The 11511-nt window shown below is 33.4% G+C and carries 10 protein-coding genes and 2 pseudogenes; 9 read left to right on the plus strand and 3 right to left on the minus strand.

Annotated elements, in window-relative coordinates; all coding sequences use genetic code 11:
* Positions 1-150 precede the first annotated feature (150 nt).
* Positions 151-522, minus strand: a pseudogene (locus B0186_RS00975) (DUF489 family protein); the annotation flags it as partial.
* Position 523: 1 nt separating this feature from the next.
* Between B0186_RS00975 and B0186_RS00980 the strand changes: the two are divergent.
* Positions 524-1084, plus strand: a pseudogene (locus tag B0186_RS00980) (zinc-binding metallopeptidase family protein); the annotation flags it as partial.
* A gap of 47 nt (positions 1085-1131) precedes the next feature.
* On the opposite strand, the gene B0186_RS00985 reads toward B0186_RS00980, so the two are convergent.
* Positions 1132-2298, minus strand: coding sequence for an FAD-dependent monooxygenase (locus B0186_RS00985; protein WP_078217521.1), 1167 nt, complete (start codon positions 2296-2298; stop codon positions 1132-1134).
* Between the two features lie 152 nt (positions 2299-2450).
* Between B0186_RS00985 and miaB the strand changes: the two genes are divergently transcribed.
* The 8 genes from miaB to B0186_RS01025 all read left to right on the plus strand — a co-directional run bounded on the left by miaB (position 2451) and on the right by B0186_RS01025 (position 10916).
* On the plus strand, positions 2451-3875 hold the full coding sequence (gene miaB / locus B0186_RS00990) for a tRNA (N6-isopentenyl adenosine(37)-C2)-methylthiotransferase MiaB (protein ID WP_078217522.1): 1425 nt from the start codon (positions 2451-2453) through the stop codon (positions 3873-3875).
* A 96-nt stretch (positions 3876-3971) separates the two neighbouring features.
* Positions 3972-4895, plus strand: a complete 924-nt coding sequence (locus tag B0186_RS00995; RefSeq protein ID WP_078217523.1) for a polysaccharide pyruvyl transferase family protein — start codon at positions 3972-3974, stop codon at positions 4893-4895.
* Positions 4896-4897: 2 nt separating this feature from the next.
* On the plus strand, positions 4898-6067 hold the full coding sequence (locus tag B0186_RS01000) for a lipopolysaccharide biosynthesis protein (RefSeq protein WP_078217524.1): 1170 nt from the start codon (positions 4898-4900) through the stop codon (positions 6065-6067).
* Positions 6068-6880 (plus strand): glycosyltransferase family 2 protein, encoded by an 813-nt coding sequence (locus tag B0186_RS01005; protein WP_078217525.1) that lies wholly within the window; start codon positions 6068-6070, stop codon positions 6878-6880. It abuts the gene before it with no gap.
* Positions 6877-8037 (plus strand): hypothetical protein, encoded by a 1161-nt coding sequence (locus B0186_RS01010; RefSeq protein WP_078217526.1) that lies wholly within the window; start codon positions 6877-6879, stop codon positions 8035-8037. Before B0186_RS01005 ends, B0186_RS01010 begins: the two co-directional genes overlap by 4 nt.
* Positions 8037-9146, plus strand: coding sequence for a glycosyltransferase (locus tag B0186_RS01015; RefSeq protein WP_078217527.1), 1110 nt, complete (start codon positions 8037-8039; stop codon positions 9144-9146). The genes B0186_RS01010 and B0186_RS01015 overlap by 1 nt, the downstream gene beginning before the upstream one ends.
* A gap of 11 nt (positions 9147-9157) precedes the next feature.
* The gene (locus tag B0186_RS01020; RefSeq protein ID WP_078217528.1) at positions 9158-10288 is read left to right on the plus strand and encodes a glycosyltransferase family 4 protein; all 1131 of its coding nucleotides are present in this window, start codon (positions 9158-9160) and stop codon (positions 10286-10288) included.
* A 22-nt stretch (positions 10289-10310) separates the two neighbouring features.
* On the plus strand, positions 10311-10916 hold the full coding sequence (locus tag B0186_RS01025; RefSeq protein WP_115073003.1) for a chalcone isomerase family protein: 606 nt from the start codon (positions 10311-10313) through the stop codon (positions 10914-10916).
* A 30-nt stretch (positions 10917-10946) separates the two neighbouring features.
* On the opposite strand, the gene B0186_RS01030 is transcribed toward B0186_RS01025, so the two are convergent.
* A complete protein-coding gene (locus tag B0186_RS01030) occupies positions 10947-11270 on the minus strand; it encodes an HI1450 family dsDNA-mimic protein (RefSeq protein ID WP_078217530.1) in 324 nt (107 codons plus the stop codon).
* Between the last annotated feature and the right edge of the window lie 241 nt (positions 11271-11511).

Consider the following 11511-nt stretch of genomic DNA (forward strand, 5'->3'; position numbering starts at 1 on the left):
AACCTATTTTATTGATAGGAAAATCCAAAAAAAACGAACAAAATCAATGAGTTAGAAATTGAAAAAATTTTTTGATAAAAAAGCGCGGTGAAAATATTGGATTGTTTAAAAATCATTCCTAAGCGTGAGTTAAAAAGACGTTATTTTTTTCTAAGAAAAAGCCAAAGAGGAATAAATTTGTTGTGCCGTGGCGATCAATTTGCGGCGTGAGAATAAAAATTGCCATTTTGTACCGCCCATTTGTCGCCAAAGTACTGCCGAGCGAATGCCCGCCAGCAGACAAGCACGAATACGATTTTGTATGCTTAGTTGTTGTAGATAAAGTGGGAAACCTTGAACTTGAATACGTGCCCCTAAAGGGCTGATGATGTCAACATAGATAGAGGCTAGAGTCGAAAGCATTTGTTCATCAAGCAAATTGTAGTGGGTAAGTTGTGTGGGTAAATATTGGATACGGCGTGTTAGCTCTGCTTTGGCGTGTGGATTTTTATGCAGTTTACTTGCTAGTGCTAAAACGCCTACAGGCGCTGCAAAAGGACGAATGATTAATGTCTTGGCGCTTGCTTGTGAATTTCAGCAAGGATTTCCTCCTGATGAAGTACCAGAAAAAACCAATGATAGAGAAGGATTTTTTCATCTTGCTAATTTTATTGGTGATTTAGAAAGAGTGGAATTGCACTACTTAATTCGTGATTTTAGCGATGTTAATTTTGAACAACGTAAAGCATTTTTAACTATGCTTGTGGTGGATTTTAATCGACATAAAAAACTTCGTCATAAAGTAGAATTGAGTATTACTGATCAATATAGCAATATGTATGATTGCGTTAAAAAAGTTCCTCAATCTGTCTTTTTAGCTGAAAAAGCTATTAAAGCATCTGGCATTGAGCCTATTCACAAAGTCTGTCGAGGAGGAACTCTTGGTGCAAAAGTGGCAGAAAAGGGTATTGCTTGCCCAAATATTTTTAGTGGTGGGTATAACTTTAATAGTAAACACGAACTGATTACTTTAGAAGGTATGCAAGATGCTACTCATGTCCTTGTGCAAATTTGTCGCTTAGCTATTGAAATGATGAAAATGTAAAGAAAACAAAAAAGAAGAGATCAAATGCCTATCTCTTCTTTTTGGATCTATAAACCTAACGCATATTTTAAGGCTTGTTTTTTCAATGGCGTTATTTTATCTGCACTTAGCAATGCCAAGTTACGCGCAATTTTCAATGGTAATATTTCTTCCTTAAAGGTTTTATAAAATACATCCATGCCTGTTTGCATAAGTAAGTTGTCAGGCTTACGGCGATTTTGATAGCGTTGTAAAACCTTATCTTCTGAAAAATCTTCGTTATTTTGCACCGCACTTTTTATCACTTCAAGCAAGACTTTCACATCTTTAAAACCTAAATTGACCCCTTGTCCAGCAAGTGGATTAATAGTGTGAGCTGCATCGCCAACTAAGACAATGCCTTGTTTAAAATAGTCTTGTGCATGACGGCGAGTGAGTGCAAAACTAGCCGCTTTTTGTACTTTTATGTTACCTAAACGCTGAGGGAAAGATTGATGAATTTCTTTTGCGAGTTTTTCATTTGTTAGTTGTTTTAATTCACGAATTTTTTGCGGACTGTCATACCAAACTAAACAAGCCTGTTTGTCTAGTAATGGCAACAAGGCACGAGGCCCAGTAGGATAAAATTGTTGCCAAGTAATGTCTTGTTGCTCTTGTTCTGTATCCACTAAAATGAGCATACAATCTTGTCTATATTGCCAGCCTGTTAAGCCAATCCCAGCAATTTGGCGTAGTTGTGAGTTGGCACCATCTGCAGCGATAATCAGAGGCGCTTGATAACTTTCTCCATTAGATAAAAAAATGCGCCAATTTTTACCGCACTTTTCAACGTGAGTAATAGTATTTCCAAGGCTTGTTGTTATATTTGGAAAAGAGGAAAATGTTTGCCATAAACCTAGTTGAATCAGGTTATTTTCCACCATAAATCCAAGCTCAGGCAGTTGTAAATCTTGGCTATGAAATTTTGTCGCAAAACCTTCGATTTCCCAAGTTTCTAATCCTCGATAGGGGCAAATCCGCATTTTTTCAATATGCTGCCAGGCTTGAAGATCTTTTAATAAATTAACTGAGGCTGCGCTAATTGCTGAGATACGGATGTCATAATCTGATGTTGGATCAAACAGAGGAAGTGCTTGATGTTCAATCACATGAACTTGCAATCCTAACGAGCCTAATCCTGATGCACAAGCAGCGCCAATCATGCCTCCGCCCACAACAATAATATCTTTTTGCATCTTCTTTTTCTCCGCCGATTAAATTGCCGCTATTTTAGCGCTATTAGGCAAATTTAAAAAATAAAATCTGATTTTTTAGCTAGCAACAGGCGCAACAACTCTGTAAAATAGCCGACTGATTTTTTACTTGTGAATTAATTTTAAATATACAAATGACGCAGAAATTACATATTAAAACTTGGGGCTGTCAGATGAATGAATACGACAGCTCAAAAATGGCAGATTTGCTTTTAAATACTCATGGTTTAGAGTTGACCGAAGTGCCTGAGGAAGCTGATGTATTATTATTAAATACCTGTTCTATTCGTGAAAAAGCACAAGAAAAAGTGTTTCATCAGTTAGGTCGTTGGAAAGAGTTAAAGAAACAAAATCCTGGTTTAGTGATTGGTGTTGGTGGTTGTGTTGCTTCACAAGAAGGCGAACATATTCGCTCACGAGCGCCTTATGTTGATATTGTTTTTGGACCTCAAACTTTACATCGTTTGCCTGAAATGATTAATCAAATTCGTGGTGGTAAAAGCTCAGTGGTCGATGTAAGTTTCCCTGAAATTGAGAAATTTGACCGTTTGCCAGAGCCAAGAGCAGAAGGGCCAACCGCTTTCGTTTCAATTATGGAAGGTTGCAACAAATATTGCTCGTTCTGTGTTGTGCCTTATACCCGCGGTGAAGAAGTTAGCCGTCCTGTTGATGATGTATTATTTGAGATTGCACAATTAGCAGAACAAGGTGTGCGTGAAGTCAATTTATTGGGGCAAAATGTGAATGCTTATCGTGGCCCAACCCATGACGGTGGTATTTGTTCCTTTGCTGAGTTATTACGCTTAGTGGCTTCTATTGATGGCATCGATCGTTTACGTTTTACAACTAGCCATCCAATTGAATTTACCGATGATATTATTGATGTGTATGCTGACACACCAGAACTAGTTAGTTTCTTACATCTACCCGTGCAAAGCGGTTCGGATCGTGTTTTAAATTTAATGAAACGAAATCACACCGCACTTGAATATAAATCTATTATTCGTAAATTGAAAAAAGTGCGCCCAAATATTCAGATTAGTTCAGATTTCATTGTCGGTTTCCCAGGGGAAACAGATCAAGATTTTGAAGATACAATGAATTTAATTGCACAAGTCAATTTTGATATGAGTTTCAGCTTTATTTATTCAGCTCGTCCAGGAACGCCAGCAGCAGACATGCCAGATGATGTTACGGAAGATGAGAAAAAACAACGCTTATATTTGTTACAGCAACGTATTAATAACCAAGCTGCACAATTTAGTCGTGCAATGTTAGGAACAGAGCAGCGTGTGTTGGTTGAAGGGCCATCGAAAAAAGACATTATGGAATTAACAGGACGTACAGAAACCAACCGTATTGTTAATTTTGTGGGAACACCAGATATGATTGGTAAATTTGTTGATATTAAGATCACTGATGTTTATACCAATTCTTTGCGTGGCGATGTGGTTCGTACTGAAGATGAAATGGGATTACGTGTAGTTCAATCACCACAAGCAGTAATTAATCGTACTCGTAAAGAAGATGAATTAGGTGTTGGACGTTATCAAGGATAATCAACTTCTTAAATAAGATTTATATTTTTTCTAAAGCATTAGTTGTAAACGCAATTAATGCTTTAAATCATTATGAGCCAGATAATAGGAAATTCAATGAACAATATTTTGCTGGAATTAAAAAATAAGTTAGCTGTAATTAATGATCTTATTGTTGATAAAAATAATGTGTTTTACTTCGATTATCCGCTGCATTTAAATGTGGGCGATTTATTGATTTATCACGGCACAAAACAATTTTTTACAGATAATCAAATTAATATTAGATTGGAACGTTCAGTGCGTTCTTTTAGTTTATCTGAAGCAAAAAAATTAATTACGCCAAATACTACGATTTTATGCCATGGGGGCGGAAATTTTGGCGATTTATATCGAGTGTGCCAGCGCTTAAGAGAAACCTTGATTAAGGAATTTCCAAATAATCGCATTATTGTAATGCCACAAAGTGTTCATTTTTCTACTGATGAAAAGCTAAATTTATCTGCACAAATTTTTAAAACTCATTCTGATTGCCATTTATTTGCAAGAGATACGAAGTCAGAAGAGTTAATGAAAAAATTTTCTAATAATGTATATCTTTCGCCTGATATGGCACATCAACTTTATGGCGCTTTAGCTAAATATCAAAAAAATAATAACCCAATTTTATATTTTATGCGTAGAGATGCAGAAAAAATTGATAATAATATTTCTGTACAGGCTAAAACGAAAGATTGGGGCGATATTGTTAGCAATAGTGAAAGAAATCTTGCTAATCTACTTTGGCTTATATCTGAAATAACTCGCCGTACGGGACTTTATTTTATTAACAATTGGATAAATAAATTTTGGTTTTCTTATACTAAGAAAATTGTTCAACGTAGCGAAAAGGAATTTTTATCTTACAGTAAAGTCATTACAGATAGATTACATGGACATATTTTCTCTTGTTTATTAGAAATACCTAATGAAGTGCAAGATAATCTCTATGGAAAGAATAGCGGTTACTATAATGCATGGACTAAAGATTTAAATTTATAAAAATGAACGCTAAATTAATTAAATTAATTTTTGCTACTTTTATTAGTAGTATTCTAAGTGTATTCTCTTCTTTCTTTTTAGCAAGATTACTAAGTGTAGAAGAGCGGGGAGAATTTCAACTTTTTCTAAGTTTAATTAATTACATCACTATTATTGCTTCTGGCGGTTTAGGTTTCTCTATTGCTTTATCTATTAAGAATAAACATTATTTGAATTGGGAAAAATATCTTGCTTATTCAATAATCTTTTCTATTGTTATTGCGCTCATAACTAATCTTATTGTTTACTCAAATTTTTATATCATCTTAGTAATTAATGTCATTTTCTTAATTATTTCTAATTACACATTAGAGCTATCTAAAATAGATCATAATCTTAAATTATATCAATATCTTAATATTCAGCAGCCTTTACTTTCCTCGCTTCTTTACTTTATTGTGTATTACTTATATGGAGAACAATCCATAAAGTTAATTGTAAATATTTATACTGCAATTATGTTTTTACAAATTGCATTTTGCATTTACTTTTTAGCTAAAATGGATAAGCGCTTTAAAGCTGAGTTAGTTATCCCCCTTGATAAGCAATTTGTTCGTAAAAACTGGTTTAAGCAAAATCTATTACAGGTTTTTGGGGCGACTTCAGCTAATTTGGATAAATTTATTATTGCCAGTTTCTTAGGTAACTATGTACTGGGACTTTATGCTATTGGCGTTATATTTGAGGCATTGATTACTAGATTTACTAATATGCTATCTGATTATTATTATTCTGGTTTAATTAATAAATTAAATCGTTTAAAAATAATTGTAATTTTAATCGCACTTGCTAGTTTCGCTACTATCTTTATCATTCCTTTTATTGCTGATAAGTTAGTTACTATTGCATTTGGAAAAAAATATCTTGATATAGCGCCTTTATTAGTATTTTTCTTTATCAATTCTATATTATCTGGTATGTCTTGGATTTTGACTCAGAAAATGCTGATTTTAGGTAAACAAATATTGGTTATAACTCGTCAATTAGTTTCAATGATTATTTTTGTTATTGGTTTCTTCTTATTTAGGCATCTTGAAATTTATGGCGTCGTATATGCTTTATTGTTAGCGAGCATTTCTCGTTTGCTAATTTCTATTTTTTATCATTACAAGTTTAAGTTGGTAGATGAATAAATGAATAATAGACCTTTAATTTCAGTCATAATCCCTTGCTATAATGCAGAGAAGTTTGTCGAAAAATCAGTTCGCTCAATTATGGAGCAAACTTATAATAATTTAGAAATCATACTGATAAATGACTGTTCAACAGATAATACAGAGTTTATTTTGCAACAGTTAGCTCTTGAAGATAAAAGAATTGTTTATATTAAAAATGACCATAATCTAAAATTACCAAAAACTTTAAATAAAGGGATTGCTTTAGCTCAAGGTGAATATATTGCAAGAATGGATGCAGATGATATAGCAGTTCCTGAAAGATTAGAGACGCAAATGAATTTTATGCTAAATAACCCAGAAATAGATCTTGTTGGTACAAATTTAAAGCATTTAGATGAACATGATAATTTTACTGGCTATGCGTCCGCACAGCCAACAGAGCATAAAGACATTGTTAAACAATTAGCATGGAAATGTACTATTGTTCATCCTTCAATTTTAGCTAAAAAAAGTTTATTCACTGAGTTAAATGGATTTGATGAAAGTATTGTTTATGCTGAAGATTATGAATTATGGATAAGAGCTTATTTAGCAGGGAAAAAATTTGCTAATTTAGACGAACCTTTATTGCATTATCGTATTCATCAAAAACAAATGACCTCTAATACTTTTAATTCTTCTCATGCAAAAATTATTCGAGCATTTTTATATCAAGGTTTTAAAAAGAGCGGTCGATTTGGTTTTATTTTTGGTATGTTTGTACAAACACCATTTTTTTATTATTTAATTAATGCTACAGAAAATCTAAGACAGAGATTACGGAAATGATATTTTTATCTTATTTTTCCTTATATTTATTGCTTTTTGATTTAGATATACCCTTTTTCCGTGGTGTAGGATCTTCTCCATTCTCGCTTATGATAAGCCTTGCTGTGATCTATTGGCATTGGGAAGAAGTCAAAAAAAGAATTCCATTATTACGGGAAGAATTTACTAAAATTGCACTGTTATTTATCGGATTATCTTTATATGTTGCGATACGTATTTTTATCGATGGAATGGCAGATTTATCTTATTTAGGGACATCGCTAAAAGGACTAACCATTTTTGTAGCAACCATTTGTTATTTATTAGCCTTTGAACAACAAGATTTATTTGAGAAATTATTAAATATTTTCTTTATTAATGCATTAATTGCTTTGTTTGTCGGAACTATCCAAGATTTCCAGCCTTATGTTAATTTATTTAAACCTAACGGTAGTACAGAACTAATCGGTCGAATTGCTTACAGAAATGCTTTTTTATCTGGTTCAGGTTATTTTGGTATTGGTGCACCTTTTGGCATTGCCAGTGCATTTTTTATTGGTATTTTATTGCAAGCTAAAAAACTGTCGCTAAGTGCCTTATTTAAATTAGTGGTTATTGTTCTAATGGCAATTTTTGCTGCAAGAACGGTTTTCTTCTGCTTAGCTATTGTTGTTGGATATTTGATCTTTATTCGCCGAAATTTACAAGCATTATTTATTTTTATTGTTTTAGCTCTACTAGGCTATGGCATTTTAAGCCTCGAGATGTTTCAGCATTATCAAACATGGATTTTTGAATTATTTGCTAAAGGAATTGCAGGCTCTGAAAGTGGTGCCCATTTCTTTGCGGAACATTTAAAATTACCTAAAGATATTTACACCTTTTTCTTTGGTGCAGGAAAATATGTTTCGGCAACAGGGGGATATTATATGAATACAGATGTAGGATATTTAAGACATTGGTATTTTGGCGGAATTTTCTTCATGTTAGCAACATTGTTAATACCTATTTTGCTTTATGTCAAAAATAAACAGCCTTTATTTTTATGGGTAATTATTCCTTGTTGTTTAGTTTTACATTTAAAAGGTTTATTAATTTATAATAACCCAACCGCAACACCTTTATTAATTTTAATATCACATATTTTATATACAAGATATAAAGAGAACTCGATTTAATGAAAATATTATATTTAATCACAGATCTTGGCGTGGGTGGAGCAGAGCGCCAAGTATGCGATTTAGCCGATAAATTTGCTGAAAAAGATCATCAAGTGACTCTAGTTTCTTTATCAGATCATTTGCAAAATAACCTATTACCTAAAAATCCAAATGTGAAAGTGATTAAGTTAAAGATGACAAAAACACTTTCTGGATTTGTGCGCACTTATTTACAATTACGCCAAATTATTACCGCACTTAAACCAGATGTTGTTCATTCCCACATGGTTCATGCGAATTTAATGGCTCGTTTATTACGTTTAACTTGTTCATTGCCAAAACTGATTTGCACTGCGCATAGTAGTAATGAAGGTGGAAAATTACGCATGTTGGCTTATCGTTTCACGAATTTTTTATCTGATGCAAATACAAATGTAAGTCAAGAGTCAGTGGAAAGTTTTATCCAAAAAGGCGCAATGAAGCCTTCGCAAATGTTTGCTATGCCTAATGGAATTGATACAGATAAATTTATAAAAGATCTGGCGTTACGTGAAAAATTAAGACAAGAACTCTCAATTTCAGAACAAACTTATGTGTTTCTTGCCGTGGGGCGTTTAACCGATCCAAAAGACTATCCCAATTTAATCAAGGCATTTGCTCAAGTTCACTTGCAGGCTAAAAATACTTTATTAGTTATTGCGGGCATTGGGGAATTAGAAGCAGAGTTAAAATCTCTTGTGGCACAACTTAATCTACAGAATTCAGTCAAGTTACTGGGTTTACGCCGAGATATTCCAGCAATCATGAATATTGCTGATACCTATGTTCTTTCTTCTTATTATGAAGGCTTACCTTTAGTACTCGGCGAAGCAATGTCTTGTGAAAATATTATCGTGGCAACCGATTGTGGTGGGACCAAAGAAATGGTACAAAATCATGGTTTTTTAGTGCCTAAACAAAGTAGTGATTTATTAGCAGAAAAAATGTTGTATAGCATGAATTTATCTGTGGAAGAACGGACTAAGTTAGGGATTTCAGCAAGAGAACATATTATTGCGCATTATTCCTTAACCTATATTACAGAAAAATGGCTTGAACTTTATAGCGCTAAAGTGCGGTCAAATTAGGATATTATTTGATGAAAATTCTTTTTCTTACTAATGCAGCTTCCAGCCTTTATGGTTTTAGGAAAGAATTGATTAAAAAATTAATTCAGCAGGGGCATAGTATTGACGCTTTTATTTCAGAGACTACGACAGAAGAACTTGAACTTGTAAAAAATCTTGGGGTTAATCCTATTCTTTATAAATTAAATCGCGGTGGTTTAAATCCATTTGCTGATTTGTGGGTGACTTATAAACTGGCTAAAAAAATTAAGCAATTATCTCCTGATATTGCTTTTCCTTACTTTGCAAAACCTATAGTGTTTGGCACATTAGCTGCAAAATGGGCTCGAGTTCCTCGAATTGTAGGAATGTTAGATGGATTGGGTTATGCCTTTACAGAGCAACCTGAAGGATTAAGTTTTAAAGCTAAATTATTACGTATGATTCAGGTCTTATTGTATAAATGGAGCTTGCCGAAATTAGATAAATTGATTTTATTAAATAAAGACGATTTTGCTGATCTGATCATAAAATATAATATCAAAGCCAAACAAACGGAGATCTTAGGCGGAATAGGACTTGATCTCAATGAATATGTTTATTCGCCAATTAATCTAGTAAATCCTCCGATTAAATTTTTGTTTATTGGGCGTTTATTAAAAGAAAAAGGCATACATGAATTTATTGCCGCAGCAAGAAAAGTAAAACAAGCCTATCCAGACACTGTGTTTACTGTTTTGGGAAGCATTGATAAAGCCAATATGGGCGCGCTTTCAGAAAATGCATTAAATGAATTAATTCGTAGTGGCATTATTGAATATCCAGGGCAGGTGACCGATGTGAGTAAATGGATAACCGATCATCACATTTTTGTTCTCCCCTCTTATCGAGAAGGCGTACCTCGTAGCACACAGGAAGCAATGGCGATTGGACGTCCAGTGATAACTACTAATGTGGCAGGGTGTAGAGAAACAGTAGAAGATAATTTGAATGGTTTTCTTGTTGCACCTTGGAATGCTGATGAATTGGCTGAGAAAATGATTTACTTTATTCAACACCCTGAAATGATTAAGAAAATGGGTGAAGAAAGTTATCAAATCGCAAAGGAAAAATTTGATAGTATTAAAGTAAATGAGAAGTTAGTGAAGATGATTTTACCTTAATAGGTAATATGAAAATGACGGAATGATTATGAAAAAAATTTGCTTATTATGGATTTCTTGCTTATTTTCAACCGCACTTTTAGCGCAATGGAAACCTGTGGGAAATGGTGATTATGATTGGGGGCCTTTTCATGTTTATAACGTTAGTCTTTATAGTGAAAATGGAGAATATCAAGATGGTCAACGTCCTATGATGTTATCCTTTAAGTTTGCTAAGCCAGTGGAAGGGCGTAGTTTTATTATTAGTTTAATCAAAGAGATCAAAGGCTTAGATTTAGGCGAGAATGTGGAAAAAAACTTAGAAAGTTTACAAAGAGCATTTCCTGATTTTGTACCAAATGACATTCTGAGTTATATCGCTTTAGAAGATAAAGGTTACTTCATTTTGAATGATGAGGTTTTGGAGTTTACTTTAGATGCTCAATTTAACCAAGCGTTGTTAGATATATGGTTATCGCCAAAAACGAGCTTTTCTAAATTACAAAAAAAATTATTAGGCAAAGAGCAAAGTTCAGAATTAGATATTAAGGAATTGATGGTAAAACCAGAAGTTCAACAATTACATGAAGGGGATATTGAGCCACAACTACCCCCTAATTTTGAACTAAATAATATATCAAGAGACTAAGTATTTTCTTAAAAAGGAAGATACTTAGTGCTATTTTTTCCAAACAACGTGATATTCACGATCTTCTTCTCTATGGGAAATTAAAAACTTCGCAAAAACATCGTCCATTTCATCTTGTTCATTAACTAAGCCAACCCAAACCTCAGCATATTCTTCAGGATCAATGAGAACCCCAATTTCTTGATCCCAATCATCAGCAGTTTCAACAAATTCCACACCGCCACGTTCTTCAAATTGTAAGTTAAATAAAATAATATCCGCTGGATCAAGATTTTCCCCAGCCATTTCCAGAAAAATATCATAAGCAATATCAATTGCTGCATCAGGATCTAATTTTTTAATTTGTTCTGTCATAACATCATTCTCATCAGTAAAAAAACGGCGAAATCATAGCATAAAAGTTACAGATAGAAAAAAGTGCGGTGGGTTTAATTTGTATTGTTTCTTTCGATAGTTATATTCAGTTAGCTTCATCATTGTTATGCTCTATTTTGGTATAACCTTTTAATTTAATATAATTTAGATCTATAATGTCAAACTTCTATTGACTATATTATAAAGGACAGCATCATGTTGACGCACGCACGCACGCACG

Origin of the sequence: Canicola haemoglobinophilus (assembly GCF_002015075.1) — a bacterium.
Taxonomy (GTDB): Bacteria; Pseudomonadota; Gammaproteobacteria; order Enterobacterales; family Pasteurellaceae; genus Canicola; species Canicola haemoglobinophilus.